This is a genomic window from Limosilactobacillus agrestis (genome assembly GCF_014145585.1).
In the GTDB taxonomy this organism is placed as follows: Bacteria; Bacillota; Bacilli; order Lactobacillales; family Lactobacillaceae; genus Limosilactobacillus; species Limosilactobacillus agrestis.
Genome location: NZ_JACIVF010000035.1, coordinates 133,331 through 148,290, shown reverse-complemented (window position 1 = coordinate 148,290; position 14,960 = coordinate 133,331). Strand labels below are relative to the sequence as shown.

At 37.2% G+C, this 14,960-nt stretch carries 14 protein-coding genes and 1 other RNA gene; 12 read left to right on the top strand and 3 right to left on the bottom strand.

Going from position 1 to position 14,960, the window contains the following annotated elements; genetic code table 11:
* Window positions 1–42 precede the first annotated feature (42 nt).
* The 8 genes from H5R88_RS02970 (at window position 43) to H5R88_RS02935 (ending at window position 7,968) form a co-directional block, all read left to right on the top strand.
* The gene (locus H5R88_RS02970) at window positions 43–1,908 is read left to right on the top strand and encodes an acyltransferase family protein (protein ID WP_182577981.1); all 1,866 of its coding nucleotides are present in this window, start codon (window positions 43–45) and stop codon (window positions 1,906–1,908) included.
* A 10-nt stretch (window positions 1,909–1,918) separates the two neighbouring features.
* A complete protein-coding gene (locus H5R88_RS02965) occupies window positions 1,919–2,374 on the top strand; it encodes a MarR family winged helix-turn-helix transcriptional regulator (protein ID WP_182577982.1) in 456 nt (151 codons plus the stop codon).
* Between the two features lie 4 nt (window positions 2,375–2,378).
* Window positions 2,379–3,185 (top strand): Cof-type HAD-IIB family hydrolase, encoded by an 807-nt coding sequence (locus tag H5R88_RS02960; protein WP_182577983.1) that lies wholly within the window; start codon window positions 2,379–2,381, stop codon window positions 3,183–3,185.
* 322 nt (window positions 3,186–3,507) lie between these two features.
* Window positions 3,508–4,116 (top strand): aggregation-promoting factor, encoded by a 609-nt coding sequence (gene apf, locus H5R88_RS02955; protein WP_182577984.1) that lies wholly within the window; start codon window positions 3,508–3,510, stop codon window positions 4,114–4,116.
* Between the two features lie 103 nt (window positions 4,117–4,219).
* Window positions 4,220–4,593, top strand: a transfer-messenger RNA (tmRNA) gene (gene ssrA, locus H5R88_RS02950).
* A gap of 137 nt (window positions 4,594–4,730) precedes the next feature.
* On the top strand, window positions 4,731–5,450 hold the full coding sequence (locus H5R88_RS02945; RefSeq protein ID WP_182577985.1) for a response regulator transcription factor: 720 nt from the start codon (window positions 4,731–4,733) through the stop codon (window positions 5,448–5,450).
* Window positions 5,450–6,937 (top strand): sensor histidine kinase, encoded by a 1,488-nt coding sequence (locus H5R88_RS02940; protein WP_182577986.1) that lies wholly within the window; start codon window positions 5,450–5,452, stop codon window positions 6,935–6,937. The genes H5R88_RS02945 and H5R88_RS02940 overlap by 1 nt, the downstream gene beginning before the upstream one ends.
* Before the next feature lie 170 nt (window positions 6,938–7,107).
* Window positions 7,108–7,968 (top strand): GRP family sugar transporter, encoded by an 861-nt coding sequence (locus H5R88_RS02935; RefSeq protein WP_182577987.1) that lies wholly within the window; start codon window positions 7,108–7,110, stop codon window positions 7,966–7,968.
* Window positions 7,969–8,042: 74 nt separating this feature from the next.
* Here the strand turns inward: H5R88_RS02935 and H5R88_RS02930 are convergent, their stop codons facing one another.
* Window positions 8,043–8,657, bottom strand: coding sequence for a sugar O-acetyltransferase (locus H5R88_RS02930; protein WP_182577988.1), 615 nt, complete (start codon window positions 8,655–8,657; stop codon window positions 8,043–8,045).
* 173 nt (window positions 8,658–8,830) lie between these two features.
* Between H5R88_RS02930 and H5R88_RS02925 the strand changes: the two genes are divergently transcribed.
* A complete protein-coding gene (locus H5R88_RS02925; protein ID WP_182600196.1) occupies window positions 8,831–10,189 on the top strand; it encodes a glucose-6-phosphate isomerase in 1,359 nt (452 codons plus the stop codon).
* Window positions 10,190–10,264: 75 nt separating this feature from the next.
* Window positions 10,265–10,471: a hypothetical protein gene (locus tag H5R88_RS02920; RefSeq protein ID WP_182600195.1), complete on the top strand. Its 207-nt coding sequence runs from the start codon at window positions 10,265–10,267 to the stop codon at window positions 10,469–10,471.
* Window positions 10,472–10,773: 302 nt separating this feature from the next.
* On the opposite strand, the gene H5R88_RS02915 is transcribed toward H5R88_RS02920, so the two are convergent.
* A complete protein-coding gene (locus H5R88_RS02915; RefSeq protein WP_182577990.1) occupies window positions 10,774–11,613 on the bottom strand; it encodes a DNA-binding domain-containing protein in 840 nt (279 codons plus the stop codon).
* A gap of 252 nt (window positions 11,614–11,865) precedes the next feature.
* On the opposite strand from H5R88_RS02915, the gene argF reads away from it, so the two are divergent.
* Window positions 11,866–12,873, top strand: a complete 1,008-nt coding sequence (gene argF / locus H5R88_RS02910; RefSeq protein ID WP_182577991.1) for an ornithine carbamoyltransferase — start codon at window positions 11,866–11,868, stop codon at window positions 12,871–12,873.
* Window positions 12,874–12,889: 16 nt separating this feature from the next.
* The gene (arcC, locus tag H5R88_RS02905; protein WP_182577992.1) at window positions 12,890–13,822 is read left to right on the top strand and encodes a carbamate kinase; all 933 of its coding nucleotides are present in this window, start codon (window positions 12,890–12,892) and stop codon (window positions 13,820–13,822) included.
* Between the two features lie 212 nt (window positions 13,823–14,034).
* Here the strand turns inward: arcC and H5R88_RS02900 are convergent, their stop codons facing one another.
* Complete coding sequence (locus H5R88_RS02900) at window positions 14,035–14,937, bottom strand: DMT family transporter (RefSeq protein WP_182577993.1); 903 nt, start codon at window positions 14,935–14,937, stop codon at window positions 14,035–14,037.
* Window positions 14,938–14,960 lie beyond the last annotated feature (23 nt).

Here is a 14,960-nt window from a genome sequence, read left to right as displayed (position 1 = left end):
TGGTAGTGCTAAAATTGAATATAAAAATGTGGAGGTTAGGCAATGAAGCCAAATTTTAATCCATCACAGGGGATGAGGTCGCACTATTTTGTCACAGGAATAGACGGCTTGCGAACATTAGCTGTCTTAGGAGTTATTATTTACCACCTATTGCCCAATATCTTGATGGGTGGTTATCTAGGAGTACCGCTTTTTCTGTTGGTTTCTGGATATTTTGTAACTTATCAGTTTAGTCGGCAACTTAAATATGGTGGTCATATTAATTTAGGGCATTTTTACCTAAAGAGATTTCGGAAACTATATCCGACATTAATTGCGATGTTAATTTTAACGACAGCGTATATTACATTATTTGCACGAGAGTTACTCCATAACATTCGGGCGGTAATCATTACTAATTTAGCTTGGATATATAACTGGTGGGAAATCAGTCACGGGCAGTCCTACTTTGATCAGTTTGGTGGTACCTCACCTTTTACCCATCTCTGGACATTAGGGGTTGAAGCGCAATTTTATCTTCTGTGGCCCTTGATTATCACTTTGTTATTTGTATTTTTTAAAAAGCTGCAAAATGTCCGGCGAGTAGTTTTTATATTAGCTGTACTATCAGCGATAGAGATGGCCGTTCTTTATGACCCGGCAAATATTAACCGGGTTTATTATGGAACTGATACTCGAGCCTTTTCACTTTTACTTGGATCGTGGTTAGGGTTAGCATGGCCATTAAATCGACTTCGACCCAACCTGCAAACAAATAGTCGCTATTTACTTAATTTTATAGGGATTCTTGCAACAATACTAACAATTGGTGGCTTTTTCTCATTGAATGGTCAGTCTCCATTTACCTATCGGGGCGGAATGTTTATCTATAGTCTTATTGGAATGGTATTGATGGCTACGATTATTCATCCAGGAGCAGGGATGAATAAATGGTTTACAAACCCGGTTTTTCATTGGGTGGGTCAGCGTTCTTATGGGATTTATGTTTATCAATATCCCGTGATGATTTTTTATGAACGGTTAATTAAAGTTGGCAACCATCCACTCCTCAATGCGTTAGTAGAAATTATTATTATTTTAGTAGTAAGTGAAATTTCTTACCGGCTAATTGAGCGACCATTTACTCAGTATCAGTGGTCAAAATTACCAGCTGATCTTCAGCATGTGTTAGAAACGCATCGTTTTAGTTGGCAAAGCGGGACAAAAATATTGGTAAGTGCATTAGTTGTTGTCATTGCGTTTATTGGTTTTTGTCAGCCAAATCGGGCACCAAAGAAAACAGTAGTTCAACAACGAATAGAACAAAATCACCAGGCTGCTGAAGAACATAATAAGAAGATTGCTAAAGGTGACAATGTTGCTGAGGCTAGTGGTAATACTTCAAAGCTTCAGAAGCAGTATGATTTAACTTCTGCGCAAATTAAAGCTGCGCAAAAGTTAAAAGTAACGGCTATCGGTGACTCTGTAATGGCAGATGCCGCAGATAGTATCCAGAAATTAATGCCCAATGCTTATGTTGATGCGCAAGTTGGGCGTCAAGGATCCGCAGCTCCTGATGTTATTAAGCAATTAAAGGCAGATGGACATTTAAATAGAATCGTTGTCTTAAACTTGGGAACAAATGGCCCTATGACGCAGAAGACGTTAAATGATATTTTAAGTTCGATTGGCTCTGGACATCAAATCTATTGGGTAACTGCTCACGTTCCAACTAAACCATGGCAACAGACAGTTAATAAGGAAATTAAAGATTTGGCAAAAAAGCATAAGAATATTCATGTGGTCGATTGGAATGAGGCGAGTCAAGGACATTCTGATTGGTTTGCAAGTGACAATGTGCATATGGGACCAAGCGGGAATGATCATTTTGCACGTTTAATTGCCAAGGCGATATTAACAGAAAAATAGGAGATTAGTAATGGCACATGAAGATCAATTATTAGATAAGGCTATCAATATTTACTTAACAGGACTAAAGGGAATCGAAAGTTTTATTTCCGAACCAGCTAGTGAATATAATTTATCTTTTGAACAATTTTTGATTTTGCGAAAAATTATTAACCATCCTAACATTAAATTAATGGATATTGCTGAGCAGCGACAGGTAACAAGAAGTGCTGTCTCTCGCCAATTAAAAGTCCTTTTTCAGCAGGGATACGTTGAACAAAAAGCTGATCCAGCCGATCGACGCCGGATGTTTTTAGTTGCAACTAAAAAGGGTAGGGATGTTGAAAGAAAGATTTGGCAAAGGATTAATTACCGGTTTGCCAATTGGGTTCAAATTTATGGCGAAGAGCGTGCGGACCAGTTTTTAACACTTTTTGAAGACTTTAATCAGCAAATAATTCAGGGTAAAATCCGAAAGAGGGAATAAGAATATGATTAAGATGGTTGCGTTAGATCTTGATAATACGCTTTTAAATAGTAATAAAGAAATAAGTCAACGTAATGAACGGGTTCTAAAGCAATTACACCAACGGGGAATTAGGGTAGTGCTTTGTACCGGACGACCGATTAATGCAATTTGGCCATACATTGAACAGCTTGGGTTAACTGATCCAGAAGATTATACAATTACATTTAATGGCGGATTAGTTATTAATAATAAATCACGCGAACATCTTTTTGAATTAGGGATGAAAAAGAGTGATTTAGCCCCTCTATTTTCTTATGTTAAAAGTAAAAAGATTCCACTCAATATTTTAGACTTTGAACGAGTATATGAATTAAATGACTATCCGGGGTCAATTTATCGGACAGTCTTAAAGAATATTGAATTTCAAACTTTACCAATGCGTGATGTACCTGAAACGATTTATAGTAAGGCTGTAATGGCAATCACACCAGAAAAATTATCTACTATTATAAAAGAGCTGCCAGCCGATCTTAAGGCACATTATCACGCAGTCCAATCACAGGCCATGATTATGGAATTTTTGCCCAAAAACTTAAATAAAGCAGTTGGCTTGAAGGCATTACTGGACCATTTTGGGGATGATTTTAGTAACTTAATGACCTTTGGGGATGCTGATAATGACCTTGAAATGATTGAAGCAGCGGCTCAAGGGATCGTAATGAAAAATGGTCTCCCGAACGTTAAGGCAGTAGCGACAGCAATTACGGATACAAATGATAATGATGGGGTTGCAAAGTATTGCGAACGTTATTTTGCAACACTTTTGTAATAAAGAATGCCATAAAAAGTAAAATAAAGAGTGTTTTTGGTGTAAATATGAATTTTTCGCGAAAAAAACACTCTTTTTTATTTAATGTTTAATGACTTTTCAATAAAAGTTACGGGACCCTAAAAGCTAACTAGCACAAGGAGTTACCAATTCTATAATCATATTAATTGCCAACTTATGTTACAAAATATTACAAAAAACCAACGGAGAGTAGTAAATAGAAATGGTGTTGTTACAGCTTAGTAATATTAAGAGTGTAGTATATAGGGTGTTGAAACGGAAAAGATAATTTGTTAAATAATAAAGGATGGTTGTTTAATTTATGATTTCTAAGAAAAACTTTGCTAAAGTATCTGCTACTCTTGGTGCAGTGGCCTTAGGTGTTAGTGCAACGGCTACTGTTGCTAATGCCGACACTATCTACACCGTACAAAGTGGTGACACACTTTCCGGTATTTCTTACAAATTTGCAAAAGACAACAGTATGATCAATGATCTTGCTAAGAAGAACAATATTCAAGATATTAACAAGATTTACGTTGGTCAAAAGTTAATCATCAAGAGCGATGGTGAAATTCAAGAATACAACGCTCAAAATGCAGCTAATGCAAATGTAGCTGATAATAATACTACTCAACAAGCTACACAAGCACAACCTCAACAAGCTCAAAGTCAAGCTAGCCAAAGCTATACTTCAAATGCTTCAGGTTCAGAAGCTGCTGCTAAGGCCTGGATTGCCGCTCGTGAATCTGGTGGTAACTACGGTGCTACTAACGGTCAATACATTGGTAAGTACCAACTATCAGCATCATACCTTAACGGTGACTACTCAGCAGCTAACCAAGAACGGGTTGCTGACCAATACGTTGCAAGTCGTTATGGTTCATGGCAAAATGCTCAGGCTCACTGGCAAGCTAACGGCTGGTACTAAAATTTAACCTGCATTACTAAGACAAAGCAAAACGAGACTAAGAAGGTAATCTTCATAGTCTCGCTTTTTTGTACAAATGTGGTATAATAAGTGTACCTCTTATGGGGATGTTTATGGATTCGACAGGTATAGGTCGAGTTTCAATTGCGTTTCGAAGGTTGCGTCTTCGTAAAAACGCTCAGTTTTAAATTATAACTGCAAACAATAATTCAAACTCTTACGCATACGCTGCCTAACAAGTAGCGCGCGTAGATCCATTCCGGGTTCGTCCATGATGCGGTAATGGGTTTTATAATGAGTGGACTACGCTTATTACTCCCGTTTGAAGTAATAGGAAGAGATTAATCAAGCTAGCTAATCATGGTTGCCCTGATCAACGGCGTTTTGGTTAGTGAAATCTAAATAGTTGAGATATGAACGTAGAGATTGAAATGGCGATATGCTTGGACACGGGTTCGACTCCCGTCATCTCCACTATATGCCTATAAGGACTGTCATTAGTTTGTGGCAGTCTTTTTTAATAGTTGAGTATAATTGTTGGAGCCTCGTAAGATGGTATCCCTCATATGAAAATTAGTAAATAGAGTTCAGAAAAATATAAAGGAATGAAGTAAATGGAAATATTAATGATTGAGGATAACCATTCTGTCTGTGAAATGATGGCAATGTTTTTCAAAAAAGAAAAATGGCAATATGAATTTGCTTATGATGGCGTTGAAGCAGAAGAAAAGTTTAATGCTGATCCTCATAAATGGGACATTATTTTGTTAGACCTTAATCTTCCTAAAAAGGATGGGATGCAGGTTGCAGCAGATATTCGGCGGGTATCACCAACAGTTCCTTTAATTATGTTGACAGCTCGTGATACCGAAAGTGATCAGGTATTAGGACTAGAAATCGGTGCAGATGATTACGTAACTAAACCATTTAGTACAATTACTTTGATTGCGCGAATCAAGGCCCTCTATCGGCGAACGCATCTAAACAAGCTTGAGGATGTTCAAGCTTCTGATAGTGATGATACATTCGATATTCAAACAAAGAACTTTAAGATTAATACTAAGACAAGAGAAGTATTCTTATACGGAAAACCGGTTGCCGACTTAACACCGAAGGAATTTGATCTATTAAAGACAATGGCTTCGAAGCCACGTCAGGTATTTACCCGTTCACAACTTTTACAATTAGTATGGGATTATGAATATTATGGAGACGAACGAACCGTTGATGCCCATATTAAAAAGTTGCGGCAAAAACTAGAAAACATTGGACCACAAGTAATTAAGACTGTTTGGGGTGTCGGTTATAAATTTGATGACGAGGGTAACGACTAATGAAATTAATGTATCGGTTGATGCTTTCATTTTTTGCGATTATTTTGACATTAATGGTGATTGTTAGTATTTCGTTTATAAATGTGACTAACAACACCATGTATCATAATACGTGGCAACAATTGAAAAGTTATTCTGATAGTTTAATTCAGGATTCTATTCGTTACAATATGGCAACCCAAAGCTTTGAAGGGTTTGCTACAGAATCATTAAATAGCAATGCCAATCTTTTGACACGTCAAAATGTTCACTTTGCTATTTACGATACAACACAACGGAAAATCTTTGCTAGTAATGGTTTTGCCCCGAGTATGAGTAAAAGTGATTGGAAAAGGTTAAAAAAGGGCGAAACTGTTTGCACCAAACTAATTACCCCTAAAATTAATTCACGGGTATCACAAGGTGTTTCTCCACGAATGACAGAAGTTTCACGTCCATATTTCTATAAGGGAAAGATGATTGCGGTAGTTTCAATTGCAACCTTTGTCTCGACAATTGAACAAAATATGCATCAAATAAAGATTAACTTAGTAATGGCATTATTAACAGCCAGTCTTGTAACGCTTGCAGTTAGTTATTTCTTGGCACGGTCAATTACCAAACGAATTGACCGATTACGGATGGCTACTCACCAAATTGCGCGTGGAAATTATAACGTTGAAGTGGATGATAATGGGCGAGATGAAGTGGCCGATTTGGGACGCAGTTTTAATCAGATGACTGCTTCATTACGTGAATCACAGCAAGAAATTCGCCGTCAAGAAGAGCGAAGACGACAATTTATGGCGAATGCAGCCCATGAAATGCGGACGCCATTAACAACTATTAATGGAATTCTTGAAGGGTTGCAATATGATGCAATTCCGGAAGAGGATAAAAAACATAGTATCCAGTTAATGCAAAACGATACACGGCGGTTAATTCGCTTGGTTAATGATAATTTAGATTATGAAAAGATTCGCACTAATCAAATTGCGATGGAACGGAAAATGTTTGATGCATCAGCAGTCCTCGAAAATTTACGAGAGCAGTTATCAAAAAAGGCAAAAGAAAAGAAAGATACTCTGCATTTAGATGTAGAAAAGAATTTACGAGTATATGCAGATTATGACCGGTTTGTGCAGATTATGTTTAATATTATTCAAAACGCAATCCAATTTACTGATGATGGAATTATTGATATTCGGGGAAAACGTGTGGAAAAAGGAAGTCAATTTGAAGTTCAAGATAATGGAATTGGGATGACTTCTGAACAGCTTGAAAACATCTGGGAACGGTACTATAAAGCTGATCGTTCACGGATGAATACTAAGTATGGTGAATCAGGGTTAGGACTTGCGATTGTGCGTCAATTGGTTCTTCTTCATGGAGGAAAAATTGACGTAAAAAGTCAGTATGGTAAAGGGACAACATTTACGATCTTTTTCCCTGATCGTGAATATGCTCCTCATAATATTCAACCTACAAATAATAAAGATAAAAAGTAAGCCAATTATTTAAACGAAGCGCATTAACGTTGATACTGGAAGTAATTCTTTTTTGTAGACCAATTCTTATGGGTTAAATAAATCTGAAGAAAGCGTTTGCGAAAGCGTTTACCGTATGATATACTTATATTTCGTAATATTATTACGGATTGATAGGAGAGAATTTTTTTATGAACTACTTACTTGCTTTAATCCCTGCGATTGGTTGGGGAATTATGCCGCTGATCACTGGTAAGATCGGTGGTTCAACAATTAACCAAATGTTTGGTATTGGAGCCGGTGCTACGATTGTTGGTTTAGTTGCATTTATTTTTGGTCATCCAACCGTTACAACGACTGGATTCTGGTTCTCAGTGTTATGTGGTGCTCTGTGGACAATTGGTCAGATTGGACAATTCATTTCATTTAAGCGAATGGGTGTTTCAAACACTATTCCACTATCAACGGTGCTCCAATTAGTTGGTAATTCTTTAATTGGGGTTATTATCTTTGGTGAATGGCGCGGAGCACGGGCCCTTACTATTGGTTTCATCGCCTTAGCAATTGTTATTGTCGGTGCTTTGATGACCTCTGTTTCTGATGAAAGTAGCGGAAAGAGAATCACTGTTCAGAACTTTCTTTTCTTATTAATTACTTCTATTGGTTACTGGGTTTATTCAGCATTCCCTAAGATGCCAATGGTTGCTAATGATAGTTCTTTAGGAATCTTCCTTCCAGAAATGCTTGGTATTTTACTTGGTTCCATTATTTATGCTATTTGTTCAGGAAATATCGATTCCTTTAAGCAAAAGGAACAATACCTCAATATCTGGGGTGGTATTTCTTGGGGGATTGCTGCCTTAGCTTATATTTTTGCTGGACGGGCACTCGGAATTAATACAGCCTTTGTCTTCACACAAATGAACGTTATCATTGCAACAATTGGTGGTATCTTAGTTCTTCATGAACACAAAACTCGACGGGAAATGTCATTTACGATCGCCGGAATCATCTTTATTGTTGCCGGAAGTATTTTAACTATTTTTGCTTAAATTATATTAAAAATAAACTAAAAAAGACCTTCATCGGATTTTTGATGAAGGTCTTTTAATATCGAAATTATTATTTAATAAGGGTAATTTTTCAGGCGATCTTTGTCAGTAATAGGACGAATAACCTTACCTGGAACCCCAAGTACTAACGAATTGTCGGGGATATCTTTAGTAACGACAGTACCTGCTCCGATAACACAACCATTACCGATCGTTACGCCAGGACAAATTGTTACATTGCTTGCGAGCCAACAGTTATCACCAATTGTAACTGGTTTGCCATATTCAACATCATCGAACTGGCCGTCTACTTGTTGACGAATATTACGTTGCTGATACATGAGGGGATGCATTGCGGTAACGATTGAGACGTTTGGGCCGCACATTACGTTATCACCAATGGTAACAGGACAGGTATCTAAAATAGTAAGATTAAAATTAGCATAGAAGTTCTTACCTATTTTAGTAAAACGGCCATAATCAATGTGAATGGGTCCTTGAAAGTAGATTTCATTAGCGTGCTGAGGAAAGAGACGATCAATAATCATTTTGCGTTCAACAATATCTTCATCAGTTGTTAAGTTATAGTCACGACAAAGACGATGAGCAAGATGAGAAAACTTATCGAGTTCTGGTGTTCCAGGACGATAAGGTTTTCCAGCTAACATATTTTCAGTATTTTGATCCATAATAATTATTCCTTTCAATTATGTAAGCGGATACTAAATGTGCCTTCAGTATACCTAACTAATCCTAAGTTTTCAATTTTATTAATAAGAAAAAATTTCTAGTTCTGATTGAAACCGACTTCATTATCCGCTATCATTTAATTGTTAAAATAAAAAAGAAAGAAGCTATTGGAATGACACACATTAAATTTGACAGTAGCGCATTAAAGCAATTTGTTCATGAAAACGAACTTGGCGAAATGCAAGCAATGGTTAACGCCGCTAATGATGAATTACGAAATGGTACTGGTGCTGGCGCCGACTTCCGTGATTGGCTCCATTTACCGACTGAATATGATAAAGAAGAATTTACCCGCATTAAGAAGGCCGCTGATAAGATTCAACGTGATTCTGATATCCTAGTTGTCATTGGAATTGGTGGTTCTTACCTTGGTGCCCAAATGGCGATCGACTTCTTGCACAATACTTTCTATCAAGCTCAAAAAGCAAAAGACCGGAAAGCTCCATTGGTAGTCTTTGCTGGTAACTCCTTGAGTTCAACTTATATTCATGATTTAATCCAATTAATCGGTGACAAAGACTTCTCAATCAATGTTGTTTCAAAGTCAGGAACAACTACTGAACCATCAATTGCCTTCCGAATCTTTAAGGACCTTTTAATTAAGAAGTATGGGGAAAATGAAGCTAATAAGCGGATTTACGCTACTACTGATAAGGCTAAGGGTGCCTTAAAGACTGAAGCAGATGCTCATGGCTATGAAACCTTTGTTATTCCTGATGGGGTTGGCGGACGTTACTCAGTTCTTTCTGCAGTAGGTCTTTTACCAATTGCTGCTTCTGGTGCGGATATTGATAAGTTGATGGAAGGGGCGGCCCAAGCGGAAAAGGATTATGTTGATCCTGATTTAACTAAGAATGAAGCTTACCAATACGCTGCTTACCGCAATATTCTTTATCGTAAGGGCTATGAAACAGAATTGCTCGAAAACTACGAGCCTAACATGCGGATGTTTGCTGAATGGTGGAAGCAATTAGCTGGGGAATCAGAAGGGAAAGACCAAAAGGGAATTTATCCTTCATCTGCTAATTTCACCACCGACCTCCACTCCCTTGGTCAATACATTCAAGAAGGGCGTCGTTTCTTAATGGAAACTGTTGTTAAGCTCGATAAACCAAATTATGACATGGAGATACCAACTGAACCGGATAATCTTGATGGTTTAGGCTACTTGGAAGGTAAGACAATGGATTATGTTAACACTAAAGCTTATGAAGCAGTAGTTGCTGCTCATACTGATGGTGGGGTACCAGTGATGACGGTTCATATCCCACAAGAAGATGAATATACTTTAGGTTACCTTATTTACTTCTTTGAGGTTGCAATGGGAATTTCTGGCTACTTAAATGGCATTAATCCATTTAACCAACCTGGTGTTGAAGCTTATAAGACAAATATGTTCGGTTTACTTGGTAAGCCAGGATATGAAGAAATTGGCAAAGAATTACGGGCTAAGATGGATAAAAACAATTAGGATAAATTAAATATAATTAAGAAGGGAATAGCTATTATGATATGGCTATTCTCTCCTTTTATCTGGAGTATGTTTATGAAAAAAGAAGAATTAATTGAACATCGTGATCGAGTAAAAGATCATTTAGTAGTATGGATTGTTTTAACAATTTGCCTTCAAATATTAACTGTATTCCATATCTTGGCTTTTTTTAAATATGTAGTGTGGCTTTCTGCCGCTTACAGTATTTTACTAATTATCTTGTGGTGTTATTTAGAATTTAAGATTTTGCATTTAAAATAATGCCATAAAACAAGAAGATAGAATTAAAACCTTTGTGAATTTTTGATCCTTCTATGCAAGAATAGTTAGATATTCAAAAACCAGTCAGTTAATGCACTTTGATTAGGTTGTATTTTTAAAATGGCAAAAAGGCTGGGATTTTCTCTCAGCCTCAACTGCTTTTACAAACCATAGCAAGATAACGTGGAACTAGCTTCGCGTCGCCACAAGGTTTGAGTCTAAGCATAAACGATAATCATCCCCTTAGCTTAGCCCATACCTTGTCGAGAAGGTTATTTTCCACTCTTATTATTTTTAGTATTTTAATTTATTTCTTGAACGAGTCCATTAAAGAAATGTTTTAGTGATACTTGCCCGCTGCTATTGCGTTCTCCTTTAAGAAATAAAATTTCATTATGGACATTTTTATATTCATACAAGTTATTTGCGTATTCCAGAATAATGTCGTTTTCTGGATAATCCATACACATGTGAGCGAGATTATTAAGGCCAGTTTTTATATCGCGCCGAATCCGTTGGAAAATTATCTTTTTACCATGCCCATCACATTGGAAAAATTCTTCAAAATTAACCTCATCAAAACTAATCTCGCGCTCAATCATTGTGTTAATAAGTTTGTTAATCGCTGGTGCTCCGTTTCCAGCTGTGATACCGAGAAAACGTAAAATAGATTGAGCATTTTCTTTTTTCTTATTTTTACCGCTAATCGTAACTGTGTTATTATTTTTAGCTGCACCACTCACAAGGTCTAAAACTTGAAGAAGACGATTGGACATATTAATATTTTGTGCGGCTAGTTTAATAATAGATTTAACCTCTGCAATATTTATTGGCTTTTCAATGAAAAAATCAATTCCATGTTGATATGCACTTGTTTTTACCGAGGGCAGAATTGCTTGAGCAGTCATAATAAAGTGCGGATAATGGTGACTATCCTGGATTTTTTGGATAAGTTGGACCCCATCCATCTCGGGTATTGCATAATCAATAAACATGATATCAATTCCTAGACGCATTGCATCGTCATAAGCTTGTTGCGGACTAGAGGTGGTTCCAACAACAGTATTGTTAAAATCATTTTCAATAATATTGGATAATAAATGAATAATTTTACTATCATTATCTAAAATATAAAAATTCATGTATTTTCACCGATTTCTTGATGTTATTTGAAGTATTTCGAAACACTTTTTTATTTTACTCTTTGTGAAGATACTAGACAATAGAGTTGCTAATTTGCAAACGTATTATTGTTTCCGCTTACATCATTGTGAATAAAGAGATTGATGCAAAAAATAGTTAACTTTTTTCTGCTATTTATGGAATTTTTTTGAAGTATTTTGAAACTTTCTCCTATTATAGTACTTGTATTAAGACCTTAGGAGGAAATAAAAATGGCTTTTAATTTACGTAATCGTAGTTTCTTAACTCTTGCAGACTTCAACACTCGGGAAATGGAATACTTACTTAACCTTGCTGAAGATTTAAAGAAGGCAAAATATGCTGGTTATGAAGGCAAGAATCTTGAGGGTAAGAACATTGCTTTAATTTTTGAAAAGAGTTCTACTCGTACTCGTTGTTCTTTTGAAGTTGGTGCTAAGGATGAAGGTGCTCATGTAACTTACCTTGGCCCATCAGGTTCACACATTGGTCACAAGGAATCTGTTAAGGATACTGCACGAGTTCTTGGTGGAATGTTTGATGGAATCGAATACCGTGGATTCTCCCAACGTAATGTTGAAATTTTAGCTAAGTATTCTGGTGTACCAGTTTGGAATGGTTTAACTGACGAAGACCACCCAACACAAGTACTTGCTGACTTTTTAACCGCTCACGAAGTTTTGAAGAAGCCATACAAGGACATCAAGTTTGCCTTTGTTGGTGATGGTCAAGACAATGTTTCAAACGCATTGATGCTTGGTGCCGCCGTAATGGGGATGGAATACCACGTTGTTACTCCTAAGGAATTGGAACCAACTAAGGAAACCTTAGATAAGGCTAACGAAATTGCTGCCAAGACTGGTGCTAAGATTGTTGTTACTAATGACATCAAGGAAGGTGTTAAAGGTATGGATGTAATCTATGCTGATGTTTGGGTATCAATGGGTGAATCTGATGATATGTGGGAAAAGCGGATTAACCTTCTTAAGCCTTACCAAGTAACAATGGATGTTATGAAGGCTACTGAAAATCCTAATGTTCTCTTTGAACACTGTCTTCCTGCATTCCACAACCTCGACACTGAAGTTGGTAAGGAAATTGAAAAGAAATTTGGCTTAAAGGAAATGGAAGTTACTGACGAAGTATTCGAAAGTGAGCATTCAGTTGTCTTTCGTGAAGCCGAAAACCGAATGCACACTATTAAGGCTGTGATGGTTGCAACTTTGGGTGAACAAAACTAATTAGGAGGCATTTACTATGGCTAAAGTAGTCGTTGCTTTAGGGGGAAATGCACTGGGCAAATCACCTGAAGAACAATTAAAGTTAGTAAAGAATACTGCTTCCTCATTAATTGGGTTGATCGCTGCCGGAAATCAAGTAGTTATTAGTCACGGTAATGGTCCACAAGTGGGTGCTATTAACTTAGGAATGAACTTTGCTGCCGAACACGGTAAGACTGCTGCTTTTCCTTTTCCAGAGTGTGGTGCAATGAGCCAAGGTTATATTGGCTACCATTTGCAACAAAGTTTAGAAAATGAATTACACTACCGTTGGATGAATAAGAGTGTGGCAACGATTGTGACGCAAATTGCAGTTGACCCCAATGATCCTGCTTTTGAAAATCCATCAAAGCCAGTTGGTGATTTCTACACTAAAGAACAAGCTGATGAAATTGCCAAAGAAAAGGGCTACACTTTTAAAGAAGATGCTGGACGTGGATATCGTCAAGTCGTTCCTTCTCCACTACCAATGAAGATTATGGAGCTTGATAGTATTAAAACGTTGATTGATGCTGACAAGCTTGTTATTGCCGGTGGTGGCGGTGGTGTACCTGTGATCATCACTGATAAAGGACTTGAAGGAGTTCCAGCGGTTATTGATAAGGATCGTTCAAGTGCATTATTGGCCGACAAGATCGATGCTGAGAAGTTGATTATTTTAACTGCTGTTGATCATGTTTATATTAACTATGGAAAGCCGGATGAAAAAGCGCTTAAGACATTAAACGTTGCAGAAGCCCAGAAATACATGAAAGAAGGACAGTTTGCTGCTGGTAGCATGCTCCCTAAGATTGAGGCATGTCTTTCATTTGTTGAAGGTCATCCAGAACGAGAAGCATTAATTACTTCCTTAGATGGCCTTGATGACGCTCTTGCTGGTAAAGTTGGGACAGTTATTCGTGATAACTAAAAAGAGAGAGTGGAAAATAACCTCCTCGACAAGGCGGGTGGCTAAGCTAGGATGATGATTAGCACGGCACAGGCTGATTATCGTTCGTACTTAGACTCGAGCCTTGTGGTGACGCGAAGCTAGTTCCACGTTATCTTTCTATTGTTCATAAAAGTAGTTGAGGCTGGGAGAAAACAAAAGTTTTCTCCCAGCCTCTCTTTTTTAGTTACTCTTTAACTTTTTTGTGGAATACGAATGTTAATTGCAAGTACTGCAACGATAACTAAAACCGACCCAAGAATGTCTGTACTTGTCATTTGTAAATGAAAAATGAGGACTGAACCGATCGTCGCTGATAAGGGTTCAAATGCATCCATTAGACTAAAGGTAGTTGCATCAATATATTTTAATGAATTGTTAGCTAGCTGAAAGGGAATTAAGGTCCCAATTACTAGAATTCCTAACACATATAACCAAACTGAAGGAACATTAGGGATATGTGGTTGACTAGGATGAATAAGCACTAAGGTTAATCCGGCAAATAGTAGGCCCCACCCCGTAATAATTAATGAAGGAACCCGACCCTCACGAAGCATATTTTGTGGAATTAAGGTATTAGTTGCAACACCAATTGCAGAAATTAATCCCCATATTAAAACACTAAGCGTCATTGCTAAGTGGTTAAATTGACCATGAGTTGCGATAATAAAGACACCTAGAAAGGCGATAATTGCACTAATAATTTCAATTCGTCGTGGTGGCAGGTGTCGAAACATAGCTTGATAGGCAATGATAAAAAAAGGCCCGATAAATTGAAGAATGGTTGCGATCGAAGCATTCCCATATTGGACAGCCATAAAGTAGGCATACTGAACAGGAACTAACCCAAAAACACCATATGCAAAGATGATCCACGCGGAATGCAGATCCCTAAAAATTTGAAAGGGATGTTCGCCGCGAATTAGACTCAATAAGACTAAAATAATTCCAGCTGAAACCATTCGGACCTGCGTTAACCACATTGATGTAATTGAACTACTAACATTAAAAAGGGCCTTCGCAAAAAGCCCTGAAATACCCCAAAAGGTACAGGCAGTAATAATCATCGCTGTACCTAAAACTTTTTTATTTGACATAAAAATACTCTTTCCAATTATTA

Bases quoted from the DNA above. Each gene is read 5' to 3' on its own strand.
- H5R88_RS02970 (WP_182577981.1), top strand. From the start codon at position 43: ATGAAGCCAAATTTTAATCCATCACAGGGGATGAGGTCGCACTATTTT.
- H5R88_RS02940 (WP_182577986.1), top strand. From the start codon at position 5,450: ATGAAATTAATGTATCGGTTGATGCTTTCATTTTTTGCGATTATTTTG.
- H5R88_RS02935 (WP_182577987.1), top strand. From the start codon at position 7,108: ATGAACTACTTACTTGCTTTAATCCCTGCGATTGGTTGGGGAATTATG.
- H5R88_RS02945 (WP_182577985.1), top strand. From the start codon at position 4,731: ATGGAAATATTAATGATTGAGGATAACCATTCTGTCTGTGAAATGATG.
- H5R88_RS02960 (WP_182577983.1), top strand. From the start codon at position 2,379: ATGATTAAGATGGTTGCGTTAGATCTTGATAATACGCTTTTAAATAGT.
- argF (WP_182577991.1), top strand. From the start codon at position 11,866: ATGGCTTTTAATTTACGTAATCGTAGTTTCTTAACTCTTGCAGACTTC.
- H5R88_RS02920 (WP_182600195.1), top strand. From the start codon at position 10,265: ATGAAAAAAGAAGAATTAATTGAACATCGTGATCGAGTAAAAGATCAT.
- H5R88_RS02925 (WP_182600196.1), top strand. From the start codon at position 8,831: ATGACACACATTAAATTTGACAGTAGCGCATTAAAGCAATTTGTTCAT.
- H5R88_RS02965 (WP_182577982.1), top strand. From the start codon at position 1,919: ATGGCACATGAAGATCAATTATTAGATAAGGCTATCAATATTTACTTA.
- apf (WP_182577984.1), top strand. From the start codon at position 3,508: ATGATTTCTAAGAAAAACTTTGCTAAAGTATCTGCTACTCTTGGTGCA.
- H5R88_RS02930 (WP_182577988.1), bottom strand. From the start codon at position 8,657: ATGGATCAAAATACTGAAAATATGTTAGCTGGAAAACCTTATCGTCCT.
- arcC (WP_182577992.1), top strand. From the start codon at position 12,890: ATGGCTAAAGTAGTCGTTGCTTTAGGGGGAAATGCACTGGGCAAATCA.
- H5R88_RS02900 (WP_182577993.1), bottom strand. From the start codon at position 14,937: ATGTCAAATAAAAAAGTTTTAGGTACAGCGATGATTATTACTGCCTGT.
- H5R88_RS02915 (WP_182577990.1), bottom strand. From the start codon at position 11,613: ATGAATTTTTATATTTTAGATAATGATAGTAAAATTATTCATTTATTA.